Source organism: Salmonella sp. SAL-020 (assembly GCF_017372215.1).
GTDB classification, from domain to species: Bacteria; Pseudomonadota; Gammaproteobacteria; order Enterobacterales; family Enterobacteriaceae; genus Salmonella; species Salmonella enterica.
Map to the genome: position 1 here is coordinate 3,115,115 of NZ_CP071690.1, position 22,554 is coordinate 3,137,668.

21 protein-coding genes and 1 pseudogene are annotated in these 22,554 nt (G+C 51.5%); 12 read left to right on the top strand and 10 right to left on the bottom strand.

All coding sequences use genetic code 11. The annotated features are described in order from the left end of the window. Positions 1-55: 55 nt before the first annotated feature. Entirely contained in the window at positions 56-205 is a 150-nt protein-coding gene (locus J1G48_RS15265; RefSeq protein WP_000891513.1) for an AcrZ family multidrug efflux pump-associated protein, read from the bottom strand. Between the two features lie 128 nt (positions 206-333). On the opposite strand from J1G48_RS15265, the gene modE reads away from it, so the two are divergent. From modE to gpmA, 8 genes are all read left to right on the top strand, one after another. After that, positions 334-1,122 (top strand): molybdenum-dependent transcriptional regulator, encoded by a 789-nt coding sequence (modE, locus tag J1G48_RS15270; protein ID WP_001147418.1) that lies wholly within the window; start codon positions 334-336, stop codon positions 1,120-1,122. Positions 1,123-1,189: 67 nt separating this feature from the next. Continuing rightward, positions 1,190-2,665: a molybdate ABC transporter ATP-binding protein ModF gene (modF, locus tag J1G48_RS15275; RefSeq protein ID WP_000096946.1), complete on the top strand. Its 1,476-nt coding sequence runs from the start codon at positions 1,190-1,192 to the stop codon at positions 2,663-2,665. Between the two features lie 170 nt (positions 2,666-2,835). Continuing rightward, positions 2,836-3,744: a DUF2167 domain-containing protein gene (locus tag J1G48_RS15280; RefSeq protein ID WP_000885526.1), complete on the top strand. Its 909-nt coding sequence runs from the start codon at positions 2,836-2,838 to the stop codon at positions 3,742-3,744. Positions 3,745-3,966: 222 nt separating this feature from the next. Next, the gene (galE, locus tag J1G48_RS15285; protein WP_001265465.1) at positions 3,967-4,983 is read left to right on the top strand and encodes a UDP-glucose 4-epimerase GalE; all 1,017 of its coding nucleotides are present in this window, start codon (positions 3,967-3,969) and stop codon (positions 4,981-4,983) included. Positions 4,984-4,993: 10 nt separating this feature from the next. Beyond that, positions 4,994-6,040 carry a galactose-1-phosphate uridylyltransferase gene (gene galT, locus J1G48_RS15290; protein ID WP_000187473.1) on the top strand — a complete coding sequence of 349 codons (1,047 nt, stop codon included), beginning with the start codon at positions 4,994-4,996 and terminating at the stop codon, positions 6,038-6,040. A 2-nt stretch (positions 6,041-6,042) separates the two neighbouring features. Further along, positions 6,043-7,191, top strand: coding sequence for a galactokinase (gene galK, locus J1G48_RS15295; RefSeq protein WP_001049364.1), 1,149 nt, complete (start codon positions 6,043-6,045; stop codon positions 7,189-7,191). Next, positions 7,185-8,225: a galactose-1-epimerase gene (gene galM / locus J1G48_RS15300; RefSeq protein ID WP_000931433.1), complete on the top strand. Its 1,041-nt coding sequence runs from the start codon at positions 7,185-7,187 to the stop codon at positions 8,223-8,225. Before galK ends, galM begins: the two co-directional genes overlap by 7 nt. A 223-nt stretch (positions 8,226-8,448) precedes the next feature. After that, positions 8,449-9,201, top strand: a complete 753-nt coding sequence (gpmA, locus tag J1G48_RS15305) for a 2,3-diphosphoglycerate-dependent phosphoglycerate mutase (RefSeq protein ID WP_000301556.1) — start codon at positions 8,449-8,451, stop codon at positions 9,199-9,201. A 90-nt stretch (positions 9,202-9,291) separates the two neighbouring features. Here gpmA and J1G48_RS15310 read toward each other — a convergent pair whose 3' ends face one another. The 7 genes and pseudogenes from J1G48_RS15310 to J1G48_RS15340 all read right to left on the bottom strand — a co-directional run bounded on the left by J1G48_RS15310 (position 9,292) and on the right by J1G48_RS15340 (position 17,009). Further along, positions 9,292-10,068 carry an ABC transporter ATP-binding protein gene (locus tag J1G48_RS15310; protein ID WP_001214701.1) on the bottom strand — a complete coding sequence of 259 codons (777 nt, stop codon included), beginning with the start codon at positions 10,066-10,068 and terminating at the stop codon, positions 9,292-9,294. Beyond that, the gene (locus J1G48_RS15315) at positions 10,068-11,147 is read right to left on the bottom strand and encodes an iron ABC transporter permease (protein ID WP_000128331.1); all 1,080 of its coding nucleotides are present in this window, start codon (positions 11,145-11,147) and stop codon (positions 10,068-10,070) included. Before J1G48_RS15315 ends, J1G48_RS15310 begins: the two co-directional genes overlap by 1 nt. 379 nt (positions 11,148-11,526) lie before the next feature. Then, positions 11,527-12,225 carry a triphosphoribosyl-dephospho-CoA synthase gene (locus J1G48_RS15320; protein WP_001005986.1) on the bottom strand — a complete coding sequence of 233 codons (699 nt, stop codon included), beginning with the start codon at positions 12,223-12,225 and terminating at the stop codon, positions 11,527-11,529. A gap of 118 nt (positions 12,226-12,343) precedes the next feature. Then, on the bottom strand, positions 12,344-13,645 hold the full coding sequence (locus J1G48_RS15325) for an oxalacetate decarboxylase subunit beta (protein WP_000444879.1): 1,302 nt from the start codon (positions 13,643-13,645) through the stop codon (positions 12,344-12,346). A 12-nt stretch (positions 13,646-13,657) separates the two neighbouring features. Continuing rightward, positions 13,658-15,427: a sodium-extruding oxaloacetate decarboxylase subunit alpha gene (gene oadA / locus J1G48_RS15330; protein WP_000150408.1), complete on the bottom strand. Its 1,770-nt coding sequence runs from the start codon at positions 15,425-15,427 to the stop codon at positions 13,658-13,660. 15 nt (positions 15,428-15,442) lie between these two features. After that, positions 15,443-15,691 carry an oxaloacetate decarboxylase subunit gamma gene (locus J1G48_RS15335; RefSeq protein ID WP_001089085.1) on the bottom strand — a complete coding sequence of 83 codons (249 nt, stop codon included), beginning with the start codon at positions 15,689-15,691 and terminating at the stop codon, positions 15,443-15,445. Between the two features lie 49 nt (positions 15,692-15,740). Then, positions 15,741-17,009 (bottom strand): annotated as a pseudogene (locus J1G48_RS15340) (SLC13 family permease). A gap of 222 nt (positions 17,010-17,231) precedes the next feature. Here J1G48_RS15340 and J1G48_RS15345 point away from each other — a divergent pair. Then, a complete protein-coding gene (locus tag J1G48_RS15345; RefSeq protein WP_000282119.1) occupies positions 17,232-18,215 on the top strand; it encodes a LysR family transcriptional regulator in 984 nt (327 codons plus the stop codon). Here J1G48_RS15345 and J1G48_RS15350 read toward each other — a convergent pair whose 3' ends face one another. Then, positions 18,216-19,106 (bottom strand): LysR family transcriptional regulator, encoded by an 891-nt coding sequence (locus J1G48_RS15350; RefSeq protein ID WP_000405927.1) that lies wholly within the window; start codon positions 19,104-19,106, stop codon positions 18,216-18,218. A 129-nt stretch (positions 19,107-19,235) separates the two neighbouring features. Between J1G48_RS15350 and J1G48_RS15355 the strand changes: the two genes are divergently transcribed. Continuing rightward, positions 19,236-20,081: a fumarate hydratase gene (locus J1G48_RS15355; RefSeq protein WP_000086835.1), complete on the top strand. Its 846-nt coding sequence runs from the start codon at positions 19,236-19,238 to the stop codon at positions 20,079-20,081. 14 nt (positions 20,082-20,095) lie between these two features. Then, on the top strand, positions 20,096-20,641 hold the full coding sequence (locus J1G48_RS15360; protein WP_000970374.1) for a FumA C-terminus/TtdB family hydratase beta subunit: 546 nt from the start codon (positions 20,096-20,098) through the stop codon (positions 20,639-20,641). Between the two features lie 93 nt (positions 20,642-20,734). On the opposite strand, the gene aroG is transcribed toward J1G48_RS15360, so the two are convergent. Then, positions 20,735-21,787 carry a 3-deoxy-7-phosphoheptulonate synthase AroG gene (gene aroG, locus J1G48_RS15365; protein ID WP_001109233.1) on the bottom strand — a complete coding sequence of 351 codons (1,053 nt, stop codon included), beginning with the start codon at positions 21,785-21,787 and terminating at the stop codon, positions 20,735-20,737. A 319-nt stretch (positions 21,788-22,106) separates the two neighbouring features. On the opposite strand from aroG, the gene J1G48_RS15370 reads away from it, so the two are divergent. Continuing rightward, positions 22,107-22,493 (top strand): YbgS-like family protein, encoded by a 387-nt coding sequence (locus J1G48_RS15370; protein ID WP_000784385.1) that lies wholly within the window; start codon positions 22,107-22,109, stop codon positions 22,491-22,493. Positions 22,494-22,554: the final 61 nt, after the last annotated feature.

Consider the following 22,554-nt stretch of genomic DNA (forward strand, 5'->3'; position numbering starts at 1 on the left):
GAAAAGCAGGATCTTGAGTAACAAAAACGCCCGACTGAGCGGGCGTTTGGGGAAATCAGCGGTTCTGTCTGGACTGGTCTTTCTGACCGATACCGGAAAAAATGTTGAACACCTCACCCAGACCGTAAATCAGACCGAGGATGATGGCCATCACTACCGGTACCATGATGACGGCGAATACCAGACTTTTTAATAACTCTAACATGGGCAACTCCAGATATAGTCCTTTTTGTATTTTAACCGCATCACACAGAAAAGCACTCCCCTTTTGTGCGGTCGGCTTTGCGCTGACGCGCTTTTCAGTCACAATAGTCTTTTTACCAGGAGCTGGTTATGCAGGCCGAAATCCTTCTTACCCTGAAACTTCAGCAAAAGCTTTTTGCCGATCCCCGACGTATCTCTCTGCTGAAACACATTGCGCTTTCCGGCTCTATTAGTCAGGGCGCGAAAGACGCGGGAATCAGCTATAAGAGCGCCTGGGATGCGATAAACGACATGAACCAGCTTAGCGAACATATGCTGGTTGAGCGCGCAACGGGCGGCAAAGGCGGCGGCGGCGCGGTATTAACCCGCTATGGTCAGCGTCTGATCCAGCTTTACGATTTGCTGGGCCAAATTCAGCAAAAAGCGTTCGATGTGTTAAGTGACGATGACGCCCTGCCGCTTGACAGTCTGCTGGCCGCTATTTCCCGCTTTTCACTGCAAACCAGCGCCCGAAATCAGTGGTTCGGCACCATTACCGCCCGCGATCGCGATCAGGTGCAACAGCATGTCGATGTGCTGCTGGCCGACGGCAAAACGCGGCTTAAAGTCGCGCTGACGGCGCAAAGCGGCGAGCGTCTCGGCCTGGAGGAAGGTAAAGAAGTGCTGATCCTGCTAAAAGCACCGTGGGTTGGCATTACCCGGGATGCAGCCGTTGCGCGCGCCGCTGACAATCAGTTGTCGGGAACGATCAGCCATATCGAGCGCGGCGCGGAACAGTGTGAAGTGTTGATGGCGCTGCCGGACGGCCAGACGCTGTGCGCCACGATACCGACTTCAGATGCCGCCACGTTAAAGGAAGGCGATGACGTGATTGCCTGGTTTAATGCGGACAGAGTGATTATTGCAACGTTGTGCTAAGCACATTGACATCCGTTGCCGAAAGACGTATCCCTGTCATTCATCGCTGCAAAAAATGGGATGCAAAATGTCATCGTTGCAAATTTCGCAAGGCACGTTTCGTCTGAGCGATACAAAAACACTTCATCTGGATTCGCTGACGCTCAATGCGGGCGATAGCTGGGCATTCGTTGGGGCTAACGGGAGCGGGAAGTCGGCGCTCGCCCGCGCGCTGGCGGGCGAACTGCCGTTATTAACTGGCGAGCGCCAGTGTCGGTTTACCCGCATTACTCGTCTGTCCTTTGAACAATTGCAAAAGCTGGTCAGCGATGAGTGGCAACGTAATAACACCGATATGCTCAGTCCTGGCGAAGACGATACCGGGCGCACTACCGCGGAAATTATTCAGGATGAAGTTCACCATCCTGCCCGCTGTGCGATGCTGGCGCAGCAGTTCGGCATTTCCACTTTACTCAACAGGCGTTTTAAATACCTTTCTACCGGCGAGACGCGAAAAGCGCTGCTGTGTCAGGCGCTGATGTCTGAGCCGGAGTTATTAATCCTTGATGAACCGTTCGACGGGCTTGACGTGACCGCCCGTCAACAACTGGCGCAACGCCTGACGGCGTTGAACCAGGCGGGTATGACCCTGGCGCTGGTACTCAACCGTTTTGATGAGATCCCGGACTTCGTGCAGTTTGCCGGCGTGCTTGCCGACTGTACGCTGGCGGAGACCGGAACGACGGCGGAGTTGCTGCAACGGGCGTTGGTTGCTCAACTCGCGCACAGCGAGCGTCTGACCGACGTACAATTACCCGAACCGGACGAACCTTCCGCCCGCCATGCGTTACCCGATGGCGAACCACGGATCGTACTTAACGATGGCGTAGTCTCGTATAACGATCGCCCTATCCTCCACCACCTAAGCTGGCGAGTCAATCCGGGCGAACACTGGCAGATCGTCGGTCCTAACGGAGCGGGTAAGTCTACGTTGCTTAGCCTTATTACTGGCGATCATCCGCAAGGCTACAGCAACGATCTTACGCTGTTCGGGCGGCGGCGAGGAAGCGGCGAAACAATCTGGGATATCAAAAAACATATCGGCTACGTCAGCAGCAGTTTACATCTGGATTACCGCGTCAGTACCACGGTGCGCAATGTCATTCTCTCCGGCTATTTCGATTCTATCGGCATTTACCAGGCCGTTTCAGACAGGCAACGAAAACTGGCGCAACAGTGGCTGGATATTCTGGGAATCGATAAGCGTACGGCGGATGCCCCCTTCCACAGTCTCTCCTGGGGACAGCAGCGGCTGGCGCTGATCGTGCGCGCGCTGGTTAAGCATCCGACAGTGTTGATTCTGGATGAGCCGCTGCAAGGGTTGGACCCGCTGAACCGCCAACTGGTACGCCGTTTTGTAGATGTATTAATTCGCCAGGGAGAGACCCAACTGCTGTTCGTTTCCCATCATGCAGAGGATGCGCCTGCCTGTATTACCCACCGGCTGGAATTTGTACCAGATGGCGAACGTTATAAGTACGTTTCCGGACGATGCAATAATTAAATGTATTATCAGAATGGCGCCGCGCGCCATTCTGGAACCACTCTCCTTTTATTAAGAATAATAATAACGGTCGATAAGCTTACTATCTCTTGAATCGCTGACCGCCTCATTGTCATAATAATCCTGAAATTTTCGACAATGATGTCGTATGTGAATATAAGGGATTCATTATGGCTTTTCGTTTTCCACAAATAATACTATTTTTACTGGCAGCCATGTTATTTTGCCCCAGCAGTTATGCTGAGCAAAAGCCGACCGCTGCGCAGGAAGCGCGTAAAACCGCCGTTGAGGTCGCTGTTGAAGGCATGAGTCGCGCCGCCGTTGCGGGTCCGACAAAGATTAGTTTAGGTGATAAAGCCACGCTTAATCTGCCGGAAGGATTTACCTGGATACCCGCAAAAGAAGCGGCGGTATTTATGCGTGAAATTGGTAACTATGTTGACGATGAATATTTTTACGGCCTCGTATTTAAAAAGGAAATGAATGGATTTATTTCTATCGAATATGATGATTCTGGTTATGTAAAAGATGATGATGCAAAAAACTGGGATGCCGATGAATTAATGGATAACCTGCGCAAAGGCACAAAAGAAGCGAATAAAGATCGTATTGCAAAAGGCATTGAGCCGATAGAAATTATTGGCTGGATCGAGAAGCCTACCTACGATGCAACCAATCATCGTCTGATCTGGTCCGCCGCCATCCATGATATCGGCACCAACGAACCACTGAATGAACAAGGCGTGAACTACAACACCTATCTGCTGGGACGTGAAGGCTATTTTTCTTTAAATCTGGTGACCGACAGAGGCTCTGTTGACCACGAAATCCCTCTGGCGAAAAGAATTCTCAGTTCCGTCAAGTTCAACGCTGGACAACGCTACGCTGACTTCAACGAATCAACGGACAAAATAGCGGAGTATGGGCTCGCCGCGCTGATTGGCGGTATCGCGGCCAAGAAAGTAGGACTGCTTGCTATGCTCGGTATCGCGTTGCTTAAATTCTGGAAAGTGACCGCCATCGGCGTCGTCGCTGTCGGGGCGCTCGCCAGGAAGCTACTCTCGCGTAAAAAAGACTGACAGCTCTTGCCCCGTCCGTTTCATTCCCAGGCGCGTAACGCGCCTTTTTTTCGGATAAAAAGCAGAAGTATTCTCAAGCCAGATGATTTGTAATCATTTAATCGATACAAATGCGTAAAATCACCAGTGTGTAAACGATTCCACTAATTTATTACATGTCACACTTTTCGCATCTTTGTTATGCTATGGTTATTCCATACCATAGGCTTAACGGAGCGAATTATGAGAGTATTGGTTACAGGTGGTAGCGGTTACATTGGAAGTCATACCTGCGTACAGTTGCTGCAAAATGGTCATGACGTCGTCATCCTCGATAACCTCTGCAACAGCAAGCGCAGCGTGCTGCCCGTGATTGAACGTCTGGGCGGTAAGCACCCGACCTTTGTCGAAGGTGATATTCGCAACGAAGCGCTTATAACCGAAATTCTGCACGATCACGCGATTGATACCGTGATTCACTTTGCCGGCCTGAAAGCCGTCGGCGAATCGGTCGCCAGGCCGCTGGAGTACTATGACAACAACGTCAACGGTACGCTGCGGTTGGTCAGCGCCATGCGTGCGGCCAACGTTAAAAACCTTATTTTTAGCTCCTCCGCCACCGTTTATGGCGATCAGCCCAAAATTCCTTACGTCGAAAGTTTTCCTACCGGCACGCCGCAAAGCCCCTACGGCAAAAGTAAATTGATGGTAGAACAGATCCTCACCGATCTGCAAAAAGCCCAGCCGGAGTGGAGTATTGCGCTGCTGCGTTATTTCAACCCGGTCGGCGCGCACCCGTCGGGCGACATGGGAGAAGATCCGCAAGGTATTCCGAATAACCTGATGCCCTATATCGCCCAGGTCGCCGTGGGTCGTCGCGAATCGCTCGCCGTTTTCGGCAATGATTACCCGACCGAGGATGGCACCGGCGTACGCGATTACATTCACGTTATGGACTTAGCCGACGGGCACGTCGTGGCGATGGAAAAACTGGCGGACAAATCCGGCGTACATATTTATAACCTCGGCGCGGGTGTCGGCAGTAGCGTCCTGGATGTGGTCAACGCCTTTAGTAAAGCCTGCGGTAAACCCATTAATTACCACTTCGCGCCGCGTCGCGACGGCGATCTCCCGGCGTATTGGGCGGATGCCAGCAAAGCCGATCGCGAGCTGAACTGGCGCGTCACCCGCACGCTTGACGAAATGGCGCAGGACACCTGGCACTGGCAGTCACGCCATCCGCAGGGATACCCAGATTAAGGACGTTGTTATGACCCCATTTAATCCCATCGATCATCCGCATCGCCGTTATAACCCGCTTACCGGCCAGTGGGTTCTGGTTTCGCCGCATCGCGCAAAACGCCCCTGGCAGGGGGCGCAGGAAACGCCGTCTCAGCAAATGCTGCCGGCCCATGATCCGGACTGCTTCCTGTGTGCGGGCAATACGCGTGTCACCGGCGATAAAAATCCCGATTACAAAGGGACTTACGTCTTTACTAACGATTTCGCGGCGCTGATGGCCGACACGCCGGATGCGCCGGACAGCCACGATCCGCTGATGCGCTGTCAGAGCGCGCGCGGCACCAGCCGCGTGATCTGCTTTTCTCCCGATCACAGTAAAACGCTGCCGGAGTTGAGCCTGCCCGCGCTGACGGAAATCGTCAGAACCTGGCAGACGCAGACCGCCGAGTTAGGCAAAACCTATCCGTGGGTGCAGGTCTTTGAAAATAAAGGCGCGGCGATGGGCTGTTCGAACCCGCATCCGCATGGACAGGTCTGGGCCAACAGCTTCCTGCCGAATGAGGCCGAACGCGAAGATCGTTTACAAAAAGCCTATTTCGCCGAGCAGCGCTCGCCAATGCTGGTGGATTATGTCCAGCGGGAACTGGCGGACGGCAGCCGCACCGTGGTCGAAACCGAACACTGGCTGGCGGTGGTGCCTTACTGGGCGGCGTGGCCGTTCGAAACGCTACTGTTACCCAAAACGCATGTCCTGCGCATTACCGATTTAAGCGACGAGCAGCGCGACTCTCTGGCGCTGGCGTTGAAAAAGCTGACCAGTCGTTATGACAACCTGTTTCAGTGTTCCTTCCCCTACTCAATGGGCTGGCACGGCGCGCCGTTTAACGGTGAAGAAAACGCGCACTGGCAGTTGCACGCGCACTTTTATCCGCCGCTGCTGCGCTCTGCGACCGTCCGTAAATTTATGGTCGGCTATGAAATGCTGGCGGAAACCCAGCGTGATTTAACCGCAGAACAAGCGGCTGAACGCCTGCGCGCGGTCAGCGACATCCATTTTCGCGAATCCGGAGTATAAAAATGAATCTGAAAGAGAAAACGCGCGCGCTGTTTGCTGAAATTTTCGGCTACCCTGCTACCCACACGATTCAGGCGCCAGGCCGCGTCAATCTGATCGGCGAGCACACTGATTACAATGATGGTTTTGTTCTGCCCTGCGCTATCGATTACCAGACCGTAATTAGCTGTGCGCCGCGCGACGATCGTACCGTACGGGTGATTGCCGCCGATTACGACAATCAGGTGGACGAATTTTCACTGGATGCGCCGATCGTGACCCACGATAGCCAGCAGTGGTCTAACTATGTGCGCGGCGTAGTGAAACACCTGCAACAGCGTAACAACGCGTTTGGCGGCGTGGATATGGTCATCAGCGGCAATGTGCCGCAGGGCGCCGGGTTAAGCTCCTCCGCCTCGCTGGAAGTGGCGGTGGGCACCGTCTTCCAGCAGCTTTATCACCTACCGCTGGACGGCGCGCAAATTGCGCTCAACGGACAAGAGGCCGAGAACCAGTTTGTCGGCTGTAACTGCGGCATTATGGATCAGCTCATCTCTGCGCTCGGCAAAAAAGATCATGCGTTGCTGATTGATTGCCGTACGCTCGGCGCCAAAGCGGTTTCCATGCCGAAAGGTGTCGCCGTGGTGATCATCAATAGTAACTTTAAGCGCACGCTGGTGGGCAGCGAGTATAATACCCGCCGTGAACAGTGCGAAACCGGCGCCCGTTTCTTCCAGCAGCCGGCCCTGCGCGATGTCAGCCTTGAGGCGTTCAATGCCGTTGCCAGCGAACTGGACCCGGTAGTCGCAAAACGCGTTCGCCATGTATTGAGCGAAAATGCGCGCACCGTTGAAGCGGCAAGCGCGCTGGAGAAAGGTGATTTGCAACGTATGGGCCAACTGATGGCGGAGTCCCATGCCTCAATGCGCGATGATTTCGAAATTACCGTCCCGCAGATAGACACACTGGTAGACATCGTCAAAGCGACCATCGGCGATCAAGGCGGCGTGCGCATGACCGGCGGCGGCTTCGGCGGGTGTGTTGTCGCGCTGATCCCGGAAGATCTGGTTCCCGCTGTGCAGCAGGCCGTTGCGCAACAGTACGAAGCGAAAACCGGAATCAAAGAAACCTTTTATGTATGCAAACCGTCACAAGGAGCAGGACAGTGCTAAATGAAACGCCCGCACTGGCCCCCGATGGTCAACCGTACCGCCTGCTAACCCTGCGCAACAGCGCAGGGATGGTGGTAACGCTGATGGACTGGGGAGCCACTCTTCTTTCCGCCCGTATTCCGCTGTCTGACGGCAGCGTTCGGGAAGCATTGCTGGGCTGCGCCAGCCCGGAACACTACCCTGAACAGACGTCATTCCTCGGCGCCTCTATTGGCCGTTACGCGAACCGTATCGCCAATAGCCGCTATACGTTTGCCGGCGAAACCGTACAGTTAAGCCCAAGTCAGGGCGAGAACCAGCTACACGGCGGACCGGAAGGCTTTGACAAGCGCCGCTGGCAAATTGTGAACCAGAACGATCGCCAGGTATTATTCGCGCTCACCTCTGATGACGGCGACCAGGGCTTTCCTGGCCATCTTTGCGCCACGGCGCAATATCGTCTGACCGATGACAATAGAATATCCATCACCTACCGGGCGACGGTCAATAAACCCTGTCCGGTGAATTTGACCAACCACGTCTATTTTAATCTGGACGGCGATCGGACCGACGTGCGCCAACATAAGCTGCAAATTCTGGCGGATGAGTATCTGCCGGTAGATGAATCCGGTATTCCACGCCAGGGGCTAAAATCGGTAGCCAATACCTCGTTTGACTTCCGGATGCCAAAAGTCATTGCCAGTGAATTTCTCGCCGATGACGATCAGCGCAAGGTTAAAGGCTACGATCATGCTTTCCTGCTACAGACGCAGGGTGATGGCAAAAAGCCGGCGGCCCGTCTGTGGTCACAGGATGGAAAGCTACAAATGATGGTTTACACCACCGCCCCGGCGTTGCAGTTTTATTCCGGCAATTATCTGGCGGGTACACCTTCCCGCGGGCCGGAACCTTATGCCGACTGGCAAGGGCTGGCGCTGGAAAGCGAACTGCTGCCGGACAGTCCGAATCATCCTGAATGGCCGCAGCCTGACTGTATCCTTCGCCCTGGCGAGGAGTACGCCAGCCTGACCGAGTATCAGTTTATTCCGTTCTAACGATATGCCGCTACATGCCCGATGACGCAAGCTTATCGGGCCTACGCGCCATTGCCCTGCTCAAACCTCCACCACTTAAAGACAAAATCGCAACTCTGAGTTCACAAGAACCTTACACTGCGCCACTATTTTCGCTATGGTTATGCGTAAGCATTGCCGCCAACACCTCGCGGCAATATAATGAGAATTATTATCATTACATATGATTTATAGGAGTGAGAGTATGGCTGTAACTAAGCTGGTTCTGGTACGTCACGGTGAAAGTCAATGGAACAAAGAGAACCGTTTCACCGGCTGGTATGATGTTGACCTGTCTGAAAAAGGCGTAAGCGAAGCAAAAGCAGCGGGTAAACTGCTAAAAGAAGAAGGTTTCAGCTTTGATTTTGCCTACACTTCCGTACTGAAACGCGCTATCCATACGCTGTGGAACGTACTGGATGAACTGGATCAAGCGTGGCTGCCGGTGGAAAAATCCTGGAAACTCAATGAACGTCACTATGGCGCGTTGCAGGGGCTGAATAAAGCGGAAACGGCAGAAAAATATGGTGACGAGCAGGTTAAACAGTGGCGCCGCGGTTTTGCCGTGACGCCGCCGGAACTGACCAAAGATGATGAGCGTTATCCGGGTCACGATCCACGTTATGCCAAACTGAGCGAGAAAGAGCTGCCGTTGACCGAAAGTCTGGCGCTGACCATCGACCGCGTTATTCCTTACTGGAACGACACCATCCTGCCGCGTATGAAGAGCGGTGAGCGCGTGATCATCGCCGCTCACGGTAACTCATTGCGTGCGCTGGTGAAATACCTGGATAACATGAGTGAAGATGAGATCCTTGAGTTAAACATCCCGACCGGCGTGCCGCTGGTGTATGAGTTCGACGAAAACTTCAAGCCGCTCAAACATTACTATCTGGGCAACGCTGACGAAATCGCCGCGAAAGCGGCTGCCGTGGCGAATCAGGGTAAAGCGAAGTAATCACCTTTGCCGGATGGCGGTATAACTGCCTTATCCGGCCTACGAGCAATGGGTAGGCCGGATAAGCGCAGCGCCATCAGGCAATATGTCTTAAACAGCGATCACGCCGTCCAGCACCACCTGCAATTTCCCCTGCGAACAGCGCTCCACGCGTCCTCGTACCCGGTACACTTCAGCCAGACGCTCCGCAGTAATCACCGTCTCCGGCGCGCCGCTGGCGACCAGCCTGCCGTCTTTTAGCATCAGGACATGGTCACCATGACGCAGTGCAATATTAATGTCATGCGCCACGACTATCGTTACCCTATTTTGCGCCTGGGTATCCCGACGCACGAGATCCATTACGTGAAACTGATAGTTTAAATCCAGCGCGCTGAGCGGCTCATCCAGCAACAGAAGTTCAGGGCGACGAATCAGCGATTGCGCCAGACCCACTAACTGCCGCTGACCGCCGGAAAGCTGGTCGAGATACTGCAACGCCAGATGCGTTATGCCCAATTGCTCAAGGATAGCCAGTATCTGCGCTCTGCCCTGCGCATTGTCTCTGCCGCCTGATGCCCGCAGTACCACGATAATCGACTCCAGTACATGCAGATGTACGCCCTGCGGTAATGACTGCGGCAAAAACACAACTTTCTGCGCCCGCTCGGCAAACGATAACGACATGAGATCTTCGCCATCAAGCAGCGCCTCGCCGTCGGCGTTATTCAGCCCGGCCAGCGAACGTAGTAACGTCGATTTACCACAGCCGTTCGGCCCCAGCAAAATGGTAATTTTCCCGCACGGCAGTAAGGGAACGTTGAGATCTGCAATAACCGGCTGAGTGGAATAGCCGGCGCTAAATGAGCGGAGCATTAACCCGCGCATCAGAGACTCCCCCGATGTCGCAATACAATGCTTAAAAAGAACGGAACCCCGACCAGCGAGGTGACAATCCCCACCGGCACCATGACGCCCGGAATACTATTTTTCGCCGCAATAGAGGCCAGCGATAACACCAGCCCGCCTATCAGCACGCTGCCCGGAAGGTAGAAACGGTGATCTTCCCCCAAAAGTATTCGTGCAATGTGCGGTGCAACGAGACCAATAAAACCAATCGGCCCGACGAAAGCTACCGCCAGCGCTGATAACAAGCTGATACGCAACAATGACAGCAGGCGTAAACGGCGGACATGAATCCCAAAGCTCATCGCCCTCTCTTCGCCCAGACGTAATGCCGTGAGTTGCCAGGCGCTTCGTAACGCGCAAAAAAGCACAGCAATAAACACCACGGCCAGTACGCCCAATTTTTCCCACGACGCGCGGACCAGGCTCCCCATCGTCCAGAATACCAGCCCCTGCAGCGTATCTTCATCAGCCACAAACTGCATAATGGCGACCAACGCGTTAAAGGTGAATACCAGTGCAATACCGAACAACACCACTCCGGATGCGGCGACGCCTGTCCAACGGGTAATACCGTCCAGGAGTAACGCGGATAAAAGCGCAAAGATGAACGCATTGGCCGGGATAAACCAGGCGGCAGGAATACCGGGAATACCGATCCCCAACACAATCGCCAGCGCAGCGCCAAAAGCCGCCGCGGACGATACGCCGAGGGTAAACGGCGTCGCCAGCGGATTATTTAAAATGGTTTGCATTTCGGCGCCCGCTAACCCTAACGCCATGCCCACCAGTAGGGCCATCAGGGCATAGGGTAAACGAATATCCCAGACAATAACGTGTATGCCCGCATTCACCTTTTCCGGTTGAAAAAGCGCCTGCCATAGCGCACTGAGCGGTAAACCAGAAGACCCACAGGTTACATCCACCATCAGTGAAGTCATCATCGCCAACGCAATAGCTAACATGAGCACAGCCCGTTTGCGTATGATCTGGCGATAGCGCGGAATGACGGGCGTGGAAGCGAGAGCGGGGGCTAAAAGTGATTTGTCCTGACAGGTCATGGTTCGGGCTACGTTATTAATCAGAGGAGAATTATAGCGCCGAATTATTTCGTTATATATTTATTTATATTTCGATTAATGACACGGTGGCCTATCTCACCGGTTTCCAATAAATATCCTCCGGCATAGCCCTGTGTCTTGATCAGATCTCCTGATCAAGACACAGGGCCTGGCTGGGGGTTTTCCATAGACAAAAAAAGCGTGGAGCCATCCACGCTTGAGGCTGTTGACAAAATGTAACCAGGTGGCAATGTTCCAACCACGGACCTACAAAAAGTACGTAATCTGTTGATATTCTCGTTTCGTAAGTCAGGCAAAGCGCTAGCTGCCTCTCGCAGAAATGCCAACACAACAGATAATTGTCAGCAGTCCTCATTTTTCAGTCAGCAAATATCGGTCCGGCAGGGAATTTCGCCAGAAACCCGGTGACGGCCAGCAGCGACCACAGCCCGGGCCACTCAATCTGGCGCTCCCGCAGTTCATCATCCAGCGTCATAAGCGCAAACTCACCTTTATCGCCCAGCACGCCGCCCTGCCAGAGCAGCCGCTGCGCCTGCTGCCGCGCCCAGGGGGAATCGCTCTTCCAGGCCAGCAGGTGCAGTAGAGCCTGCTGCAGGCAGACACCGTGAGAATGTTGATCCCGCAACAGCCGCCGGTAAACCGGCAGCGATATGCTGCGCACGGTATAAAAACCGCTGCGGGTTTCGCTGTCAACATCTGCCATGCCAGCACAGAACTGACTGGCCAGGTCACATAAACGATTGTGCGTCAGCGGCTGGCGCAGGGCATCCAGACGACCTGCTGCGGCACACAGCAGCCCGCTCCTTTGCCGTTCTTGTGGCAGTGAATCAGGCAAAACCGCTACCGTTTCAGCCGCCCCGGCCTGCGCATGCTGTACGCCCGCGTTATAACAACAGACAAAGAAATCATGGCTGCCACGGACAATTGACGGGTGCGCCAGCAGATTCAGCGCCGGGTGCAGTTGTTCAAGCTCGTCCAGTGATGCCAGCGTATAATTGACAACCACATCTTTTATCGATGCCCGGCCTTCCGGACGAAATGCTATGGTTTCATTCATCAAAGTCTCCTTATGGGACATTCCCGGAGACGATGCTGCGCATCTGTCCGGGCTACAGATCCATGCAATCCGGTAGCCCGGACAGGCGCAACGCGCCGCCTCCGGGAAAGGAACAGATTTACATCGCCAGCACGTACTTCAGCATCACCCCGGCGGCTATCGCCGAGCCAATCACCCCGGCCACGTTCGGGCCCATCGCGTGCATCAGCAGGAAGTTCTGCGGGTCTGATTCCAGCCCCACTTTGTTCGATACGCGGGCCGCCATCGGCACCGCCGACACCCCCGCCGAACCGATAAGCGGGTTGATTTTGTTCTTACTGCACAGGTTCAGCAGCTTCGCCATCAGCACCCCGGCCGCCGTCCCGATACCGAACGCAATCACACCCAGCAGCAGAATGCCCAGCGTCTGCGGCTGCAGGAACTTATCCGCCACCAGCTTCGCGCCCACCGACAGCCCGAGGAAGATGGTGACGATATTAATCAGCCCGTTCTGTACCGTGTCGCTCAGACGCTCCACCACGCCGCTTTCACGCATCAGATTGCCAAAGCAGAACATCCCCAGCAGCGGCGCGGCGTCCGGCAGCAGCAGCGCCACCAGTAGTAACAGCACTACCGGGAAGAGGATTTTTTCCCGCTTACTCACCGTGCGCAGCTGCACCATGCGGATTTTCCGCTCCGTCTCCGTGGTCAGCGCTTTCATAATCGGCGGCTGGATTAACGGCACCAGCGCCATGTACGAGTACGCCGCCACCGCGATGGCCCCCAGCAGCTCCGGCGCCAGCTTGCCCGACAGATAAATCGCCGTCGGGCCGTCCGCGCCGCCGATGATGCCGATGGCCGCCGCCTGCGGCAGGGTGAAGCTGATAAGGCCGAAGTAGTTCAGCGTCAGCGCCCCCAGTACGGTGGCGAAGATACCGAACTGCGCCGCCGCCCCCAGCAGCAGGGTGCGCGGGTTGGCCAGCAGCGGGCCGAAGTCGGTCATCGCGCCGACGCCCATGAAGATGACCAGCGGCGCGACGCCGGAGCCAATCGCCACTTTATAGAACAGCGCCAGCACCCCCGGCGTGTAGCCCATGTCCACCGCCAGGTTCTCCATCTGGCTCTGCACCGACGGCAGCGCCAGCGCTAATGCCTCTTTAATGGCGTGCACGTCCGGCGCGCAGTTAAGCTTCGCGGCAATCACCGCCAGCTGCCCGGCGTCGTGATGCGCCAGCAGGCTCTCCAGCGCGGTCAGCGCCATACCCGCTTCCGGGATGTTGGAGAGCAGGCCGCCGAAGCCAATCGGCAGCAGCAGTAACGGTTCGAACTTTTTCGCAATCGCCAGCCACAGCAGCAGCAGGCTGACCAGCAGCATGATGGCCTGGCCTGCGCCAAGGTGCATCAGCCCCATGCCCTGAAGCAGGGCGTTCAGACTTTCCATTTCAGTTCTCCGTTACGCCAGCGTCATCAGGGTGTCGCCCACGGAAACCGCGTCCCCGGACTTCACCGCGATACCGCGTACCGTCCCGGCCTGCGCGGCGCGGATTTCGGTTTCCATCTTCATGGCTTCCAGAATCAGCAGCACATCGCCTTCGGCCACTGTCTGGCCTTCGGTGGCAATCACCTTCCAGATGTTGCCCGCCAGCGGCGCGGTGACCGGGGTGCCGGCGCCTGCCGGGGCGGTGGCAGGAGCAGAAGAGGCAGCAGGTGCAGCCGCAGTGAGCTGGCTGATATCGCCGCCGTCGCTGACCTTCACCACAAAGGCTTTGCCTTCCACTTCCACGGTGTAGATACCGGAAGCGGCAGGCTTCTCTGCTTTTGTCACCGGCTGCGCGGCTTCCGCCTGCGGCAGTGGCTCAAACGCCGCCGGGTTGTGGCGGTTTTCGAGGAATTTGAGGCCGATTTGCGGGAACAGCGCCACGGTGAGCACGTCGTCGATGGCGTTTCCCGCAAGCTGAATCCCCTTCTCCTGCGCCTGGCGCCTGACGTCCGCTTCCAGTTCAGCCAGTTCCGGCTTCAGCAGGTCTGCCGGGCGGCAGGTCACCGGAGCGCCTCCTTCCAGCACGCGGGCCTGTAACGCGGCGTTCACCGGCACCGGGGTGTGGCCGTATTCGCCTTTCAGAATGCCCGCCGTTTCTTTGGCAATGGTCTTGTAGCGTTCGCCCGTCAGCACGTTGAGCACCGCCTGGGTGCCGACAATCTGTGAGGTGGGGGTCACCAGCGGAATAAAGCCGAGGTCCTCGCGCACGCGGGGGATTTCCGCCAGCACCTGGTCGAGTTTGTCCGCCGCGTTCTGCTGCTTCAGCTGGCTTTCGAGGTTAGTGAGCATTCCGCCCGGCACCTGCGCCACCAGGATGCGGCTGTCGTAGCCTTTCAGCTGGCCTTCAAAGGCGTGGTACTTTTTGCGCACCTCGCGGAAGTACGCGGCGATATTTTCCAGCTTCAGGATATCCAGCCCGGTGTCATGCTCAGTACCTGCCAACGTCGCCACCAGCGCTTCGGTGGCCGGGTGGCCGTAGGTGGCGCTCATGGACGAAATCGCCGTGTCCACGCCGTCAACACCCGCCTCGATAGCCTTCAGCAGGGCCATCTCCGCCATCCCGGTGGTGGCGTGACAGTGCAGGTGCAGACGTACGTCGTAGCGTTTTTTGATTTCGCTCACCAGCTCAAAAGCGGCCATCGGGGTGAGAATGCCGGACATATCCTTGATGGCAATCGAGTCAACGCCGGTTTCCAGCAGTTGCTCTGTTAAATCCAGCCAGGTCTGCAGGGTGTGCGCCGGACTGGTGGTGTAGGAGAGCGTGCCCTGGGCGTGCGCCCCGTGGCTACGTACCGCCTGCAGGGCGGCTTTCATATTGCGCGGGTCGTTCATGGCATCGAAGACGCGGAACACGTCCATGCCGTTTTTGACGGCGCGTTCGACGAAGCGTTCCACCACGTCATCGGCGTAATGGCGATAACCGAGCAGGTTCTGGCCGCGCAGCAGCATCTGCAGTGGGGTTTTGGGCATGGCTTTTTTCAGTTCGCGCAGGCGCAGCCACGGGTCTTCGCCGAGAAAGCGGATACAGGCGTCAAAGGTGGCGCCGCCCCAGCACTCCAGCGACCCGTAGCCCACGTCATCGAGCGCGGCGGCAATCGGCAGCATATCGTCAAGGCGCAGACGGGTGGCGAAAAGGGACTGGTGGGCGTCACGCAGGACGACGTCGGTAATGGCAATGGTCATGGATTCCTCCGGGAATTAAGGGTTAAGGCGGCGATGGTGGTGGATAGCGGCGGCAATCACCGGCTTGAGGCGGGCAAAGTCGTCCGCGGGCGCGGCGGCGGCAGGTGCCAGTTTTGGCGCCGGAGCCGGTTCAGGGAAGAAGCGGTTGACGGCGGCGGACATGCCGCGGATGGCGAAAATCAGCAGGAACAGAAACGCCAGCACGAACCCCATGCCGAGGAACATCAGGGTGAAGCCTTCACCTAATAGCACCGAACTATTCATAATAAAGTCTCAAATTTAATAATCTAAAATAGAAAAGTAATATCAGGCATTAATAGAAGGGATAAAATATCGGTAGTAAAATCATACTAACGATAAAACAAACCAAACTAATCGCCAATCCGGGTTTTAAAAAATCTTTAAATTTAACATTCCCCGGGCCAATAATCATTGAGTTTGCTGGAATAGCCATTGGGGTACAAACAGCAACACTACTCGCAATAAAAACAGCAATAACAACTGCACGAGGGTCTGCGCCAATAGACTGTGCGATAGTTCATCCTACCGGGCATAACAACGTACATGCTGCAGTGTTACTCATAACTTGAGTCAAAGCCCATGTAAGTATCCACAATGACGCCATAATAATCATAACGCCAGAATCTCCGGTTACTGAAATAACGGCATTAGCAATCATTTCTCCAGCACCAGTAGAATTCAGCGCGGCTCCTAAAGGCATCATAAACGCAAGCATGAAAACAGTTAGTGTTTCAAAAGAATTAAAAGTTTCCTTTTGTGTCAAAACGCCAGCAAATACAAGAACAATAGCCGCACAACACGCAATAATATGCATTGGAGGCAGAAACTTAATATAATCAGTTGCCACCATTCCAGCGATAGACAGAATAAAAACGGCTAAAGTTAAATTTCTATGCCAGGCCGGAATTTGGCTATAATCCATTTGAGAATCAGATTGTGTATTTCCATCACGATCTGCGATGAGTTTTGAACCGAAGAAATAGAGAAATATAGAGCATGCAATCAGCAAAGGAATACCAATTTTAGCGTATTCGAAAAATGGCACCGACAGACTTCCCTTACTAAAAGTTTCAATAGTATTTTTAGCAATCAGATTTCCTGGCGAACCGATAATAGAAATATCAGCACCGATTGTTGCCCCAAAAACCAGAGGCATAAGAAGTTTAATAGGCTTAATCTGACTACTGGCGGCAATACCTAAAACAATAGGAATTAGCACAGCAACTGTTCCGCTATTAGAAACAAAGGCAGACATAACTCCACCAATAAGAAAAATCAATACACTAAGGCTTCTTTCTGTTTTAGCATATTTTAGTAAAATTTTACTTGATTGCCATGCCAAACCTGTTTTAAAAAATGCCGCACCGAGTAAACACATGGCGACGATAAGAATAACATTCGCATTTACGATTGAAGCAAAAATATCCTTAGCATCGATAACACCGGTAAAATAAAGTGCCATTGGGACCATAAATGCAACTAATCCCATAGGAAGACGATCGCTAACAAAGATAATTATTGCAACCACTAAAACCAACAAAGTAATAATCGCTGGTGACATGTATACGTCCTTATATTATTAGGGTACAAAAACAACTCATTACAGTCATGAATACAACTGCAACAAGCATAAATCACATGTTATACTAAAATTACATCTAATTAATTTCTATTGAGAAAGAATACACTCACATAAATAACAACACTTACCCGACAAAGGAATAACATATTCTTACTGCTTTTGTTTCTGTTTAATCAAATAATTTCCTCTTAAAATCTGTCTGTGTATAATGCTACTTATATAAATGAAACTCATCCAATGCTAATAAGGTTGCAGCTTATGCAATATCGGCATCACCTCGAACTAACATGGCTCGAAGACTGTCTGGCTCTAAAAGAAACGTTGAATTTCTCAAAAGCGTCTGCCTCAAGATATGTGACTCAACCCGCATTTAGTCGTCGGATACAATCTCTCGAAGAATGGGTGGGTACGCCCCTTTTTGAAAGAAGTAAACGGGGAGTCACCCTTACCAAGGCCGGAGAAGTATTTACAGACCAGCTTCCCGAACTGATCCACTCCTTGTACACATTGAAAAGTGATACCCTTGAGGCTGCAGGTAATAAACAACCTAGTCTTGTTTTTTCAGCAACGCATGCTTTGTCTTTCTCTTTTGTACCGCACTTGTTAAAGCAAAGTGATAAAATTGCAAAATTTGGTTCATTTCGTCTTTTATCTGACTCATTGAATGCGTGCGAAAAAATGATGCGGCAGGGAGATTCACAATTTTTGCTGTGTCACCATCACCCACATATGCATCTAAATTTAAATAAAAATAACTTTATGAGCATTCGTCTTGGGTTTGATACATTAATTCCATTCAGTAAACCAGACTCAGAAACGTTAAAACCGTTGTGGAATATAAATAATAAGATTCAATTCCCTTACCTTTCTTTTTCATCACAATCAGGTCTGGGAAGAATAATAGCAAATACAGCGTCTATTAACAGAATTACCCATAATATAAATGTTGCCTTTGTGGCCGATCTGGCAGCAACACTATTGGCAATGGTCAGATCTGGCGATGGTGTTGCCTGGATACCTCAAAGCCTTGCCAGGCAAGATATAGAGGCTAAAACTATTGTTACTGCAGCGGAAAAAGAAAGCAATTTATGGGTACCCATAGAAATAAGACTTTATAGACCAGCCAAGAGAATGCCTCCAGATGCCGAAGAGCTATGGGAAATTTTTGTTGAAGAACAAATATAATTATTTAATTGTAAAATGTTCTTTAATATAATCCTCAATAAATTTAATTAACGCTCTGGTTGCATATGATAAATATTTATCTTTCTTCCAGGCCAAACCAATCGTAACATAAGTCGGCTCAGTCATGGCCTTGGTTATTACTTTTTCGGCTTTAAGATCGACAGCGTCCAAAATGAAAGAAATTCCTTCATTTTTAGCAACCAGATCTATGTTGGTTTGAACCCTGTTTGATGATAGAAAAATATGTGTATGAATTCCTCGCTTTGTACATTCTTCAATAATCGTTTTTCTATGCCAGGAATCTTTTTTCATTAGTATCAATGGCTCATATTGTAGATCTTCCCAATCGATACTATCCTTTTTTGCCAGGGGATGTTTATCTGACATACATACCACGTGCTGCTGAGTCATTAATGGTACCGTAACTAATTCTTTTGGACAGTCATTAATAATAACAATAGCAAGATCCAGCTCTCCAGCAGAAAGTTTATCATGTAAACCAAAAGTCCCCTCTTCAACAAGAGAGAGTTCCATCTCTGGATAAATCTCTCGGAAATGCTTGAAGAGCGGTGAAAAAAGAAACAAACTTATCATCGGTGGGATCCCCAAAGTTACTATGCCACCATTTTCATTACGATAATCTTTCATTTCCGCTACGCTATTTTTTAACGCAATAAGGATAGGTTCAATTTTTTGTAAGAAAAACATGCCCTCCTCAGTAAGGACAAGTTTATTTTTCTTTCTATCAAATAATGTCACCCCTAATTCAGTCTCTAACTTCTTAATAGCAATGGTGATATTAGGTTGAGAAACAAAATGCCGCTCAGCAACTCTGGTTAAGTTACCTAACAAAGAAGCGCTTACAAAATATTCTAATTGTCTAATTTCCATCTATTTTCCACTACTATAAATAAAATTTATCATTTAATAAAAATAACATATTTCCTTCCTACAATGAATACGAATATCATGAAAATGTGATCAATGGATAAAACAATGCAACATAGCACTGGAGGGAGTATGAGTCGTATATTAAATACAGAAATTATCATTTCGGTTATCGAAAAACTTGTAAAAAAAGCTTGTTATGAACTGGATGATAATCTCATGTGTTCTTTTCGTAAAGCATATGATAAAGAAGAGTCAAAGATCGGCAAGGAAACCATTAAGATATTAATTGATAATGGAGAGTATGCAAAAAAAGAACAACTTGCATGCTGCCATGATACCGGCACTTGTATCGTTATAATGGAAATTGGACAACATGTATGCTGGGAAGGTAAGCCGCTTAAAGATCAGGTGAACCAGAGTGTTCGCCAGGGCTATGAAAATGGATACTTAAGAAAATCCATGGTTGCAGATCCATTAGAACGTATTAATACTAATGATAATACTCCTGCAATTTTACATACTGAAATTGTTGATGGTGACCGAGTGACAATTACCGTTATGCCAAAGGGCGGCGGTAGCGAAAATATGGGAACTTTTAAAACATTGCTTCCCGGCGATGGTATTGATGGTATAAAAGATTTTGTTCTGGAAACTGTCCGTCGTGTAGGAGGCAATCCATGCCCTCCTTATATTATTGGTATCGGCGTTGGCGGTACAATGGATCACTGTTCGTGGATGGCTAAGAAAGCATTATTACGCCCTCTTGGTGAGTTCAATGCTAAACCACTTTATGCCCAGCTCGAAGCTGAATTATTAGAGGCCGTGAATAATACAGGGATCGGCCCTTTAGGTATGGGCGGGCGTATTACGGCGTTAGGCGTGCATGTCGATTACTATCCTTGCCATATCACTGCACTGCCAGTCGCAATCAATTTCCAATGTAATGCAAGCCGCCACGCTAGTGAAATCATTTAATACCTGGAGAAGCTATGATGGAATTAACATTACCATTGACTAAAGAGAAAGCGAAAACTCTTAAGGTCGGCGATATATTATTTCTCACTGGATTTGCTTACACCTGCCGTGACGCCGCGCATAAAAAAATCGAAGTAGCGCTTAGTAACGGAGAAAAATCACCGGTCGATTTTCAAAACCAAACGATTTACTATGCTGGCCCCTGCCCTGCCAGACCTGGTTTACCTATTGGCTCCAACGGTCCTACAACGGCCGCGCGTATGGACCCATTTGTAGAAATGATGTTTCAACAAGGGGCAACTGCGTTTCTTGGCAAAGGCGATCGTGCTGATTATGTCGCTGAGCTTTGTAAAAAATACGGTGGGGTTTCGCTACTCGGGATTGGAGGAGCGTCTGCAATTAATACAAAACATGTTAAATCAGTAGAAATTGTTGCCTACGAAGAATTAGGAACAGAATCCATTAAGAAGTTATATTTTGACCGCTATAGAGTCATTGTAGGAATTGATTCGGAAGGAAATACTCTCCAGAAGCAGGAAGTACCCAAGTACGCCAAATAATAATACATTAATATTGGCAATATCGGTCCGGTAGGCTGTTACCGGACCGATATGTTTTCTATCCTGCACTTCACCACAGGATAGAAACTAAACTTAGCCGCGACGGGCTTTTACCGCTGCCGACAACTGACGAAGCAGCGCATCGGTATCTTCCCAGCCAATACAGGCGTCAGTAATGCTTTTACCGTAGGTCAGCGGCTGACCGCTTTCCAGACTCTGGTTTCCTTCTACCAGATGACTCTCTACCATCACGCCAATAATCGCTTTTTCACCGCCCGCTATCTGCTGACAGACATCGGCGCAAACCTCCATCTGCTTTTGAAATTGCTTACAGGAGTTGGCATGGCTGAAATCGATCATGACCTGCGGCGTCAGTCCCGCTTTGATGAGGCCTTCTTTCACCTCAGCAACATGTTGCGCGCTATAGTTTGGCGCTTTACCTCCGCGCAGAATGATATGGCAGTCGCCGTTGCCGCTGGTATTCACAATCGCCGAATGACCCCATTTAGTGACGGAGAGGAAGCAATGCGGCGCGCCGGCGGCGTTGATGGCGTCAATGGCAACTTTAATCGTGCCATCAGTACCATTTTTAAAACCGACCGGACAAGAGAGGCCAGACGCCAGTTCGCGATGAACCTGGGATTCAGTAGTCCGCGCGCCAATGGCGCCCCAGCTCATCAGATCGGCCAGATATTGCGGCGTGATCATATCGAGGAATTCGCCGGCGGCAGGCAGGCCGCTGTCGTTAATATCCAGCAGCAGTTTGCGCGCAATACGCAGACCGTCGTTAATCTGGAAGCTGTTATCCATGTGCGGATCGTTAATCAGCCCTTTCCAGCCGACGGTGGTACGCGGTTTCTCAAAATAGACGCGCATGACAATTTCAAGCTCGCCTTGAAGCTCATCACGTAGCGCCAGCAAACGGGCGGCATACTCTTTCGCCGCTGCCGGATCATGAATTGAACAAGGACCGATCACCACCAGCAGACGATCGTCATTGCCTTTGAGAATTTTATGGATGGCTTTGCGCGCGTGAGCAACGGTATTTGCTGCATTTTCCGTGGCGGGAAACTTTTCCAGCAGCGCGACCGGAGGTAATAACTCGTTGATTTCTTTAATGCGTAAATCGTCGTTCTGATAATTCATGTTTATTCCAGTGTTGCCGTACTTATCCCAATGAATGCAATCCCTCCAATCTATCTCTTCAATTAAATAGTGTAAACGGGCTTTTACACTTTGAACGGAATAATCCTGGAATTCAGGAAAAAAACGCACAAATGTAGCGAAAAATGGGATCTAACCTACACTTTTTAACTGTAACCACTCTGTTTATGAATTATTGCAAGATTCTCTGCTGCGTTAACCCGCGGCGGCGAACGTTTTTTATCCCTTATTTGAGGATTTGACTGACACGTGCACTGTTGGAAGAGGTTATCCGACATATCCACCATAACAGGAGCATCTTATGAAAATGACAAAACTGACTACGCTTTTACTCACCGCTACCCTCGGCCTTGCCAGCGGCACAGCGTTAGCTGCTGAATCTAACGCGCAATCCAGTAATGGCCAGGCGAACTCGGCGGCAAATGCCGGTCAGGTTGCCCCGGACGCCCGCCAGAATGTGGCGCCGAATGATGTGAATAACAACGACATCAATACCAACGGCAATACTAACAGCACGATGCAGCATCCAGACGGTTCAACCATGAATCATGACGGAATGACCAAGGATGAAGAGCATAAAAATACCATGTGTAAAGACGGTCGCTGCCCGGATATTAATAAAAAAGTGGAAACCGGTAATGGCGTCAATAATGACGTGAATACCAAAACCGACGGTACCACACAGTAATGCAGAAAAAAGTCTGATAACGGGAGAGCTTTCGCTCTCCTTTTTATTTTGTCAGCGAAAA

Coding starts and splice junctions, on each gene's coding strand:
- J1G48_RS15265 (WP_000891513.1), bottom strand. CDS start 205: ATGTTAGAGTTATTAAAAAGTCTGGTATTCGCCGTCATCATGGTACCG.
- modE (WP_001147418.1), top strand. CDS start 334: ATGCAGGCCGAAATCCTTCTTACCCTGAAACTTCAGCAAAAGCTTTTT.
- modF (WP_000096946.1), top strand. CDS start 1,190: ATGTCATCGTTGCAAATTTCGCAAGGCACGTTTCGTCTGAGCGATACA.
- J1G48_RS15280 (WP_000885526.1), top strand. CDS start 2,836: ATGGCTTTTCGTTTTCCACAAATAATACTATTTTTACTGGCAGCCATG.
- galE (WP_001265465.1), top strand. CDS start 3,967: ATGAGAGTATTGGTTACAGGTGGTAGCGGTTACATTGGAAGTCATACC.
- galT (WP_000187473.1), top strand. CDS start 4,994: ATGACCCCATTTAATCCCATCGATCATCCGCATCGCCGTTATAACCCG.
- galK (WP_001049364.1), top strand. CDS start 6,043: ATGAATCTGAAAGAGAAAACGCGCGCGCTGTTTGCTGAAATTTTCGGC.
- gpmA (WP_000301556.1), top strand. CDS start 8,449: ATGGCTGTAACTAAGCTGGTTCTGGTACGTCACGGTGAAAGTCAATGG.
- J1G48_RS15310 (WP_001214701.1), bottom strand. CDS start 10,068: ATGCGCGGGTTAATGCTCCGCTCATTTAGCGCCGGCTATTCCACTCAG.
- J1G48_RS15315 (WP_000128331.1), bottom strand. CDS start 11,147: ATGACCTGTCAGGACAAATCACTTTTAGCCCCCGCTCTCGCTTCCACG.
- J1G48_RS15320 (WP_001005986.1), bottom strand. CDS start 12,225: ATGAATGAAACCATAGCATTTCGTCCGGAAGGCCGGGCATCGATAAAA.
- J1G48_RS15325 (WP_000444879.1), bottom strand. CDS start 13,645: ATGGAAAGTCTGAACGCCCTGCTTCAGGGCATGGGGCTGATGCACCTT.
- oadA (WP_000150408.1), bottom strand. CDS start 15,427: ATGACCATTGCCATTACCGACGTCGTCCTGCGTGACGCCCACCAGTCC.
- J1G48_RS15335 (WP_001089085.1), bottom strand. CDS start 15,691: ATGAATAGTTCGGTGCTATTAGGTGAAGGCTTCACCCTGATGTTCCTC.
- J1G48_RS15350 (WP_000405927.1), bottom strand. CDS start 19,106: ATGGAAATTAGACAATTAGAATATTTTGTAAGCGCTTCTTTGTTAGGT.
- J1G48_RS15355 (WP_000086835.1), top strand. CDS start 19,236: ATGAGTCGTATATTAAATACAGAAATTATCATTTCGGTTATCGAAAAA.
- J1G48_RS15360 (WP_000970374.1), top strand. CDS start 20,096: ATGATGGAATTAACATTACCATTGACTAAAGAGAAAGCGAAAACTCTT.
- aroG (WP_001109233.1), bottom strand. CDS start 21,787: ATGAATTATCAGAACGACGATTTACGCATTAAAGAAATCAACGAGTTA.
- J1G48_RS15370 (WP_000784385.1), top strand. CDS start 22,107: ATGAAAATGACAAAACTGACTACGCTTTTACTCACCGCTACCCTCGGC.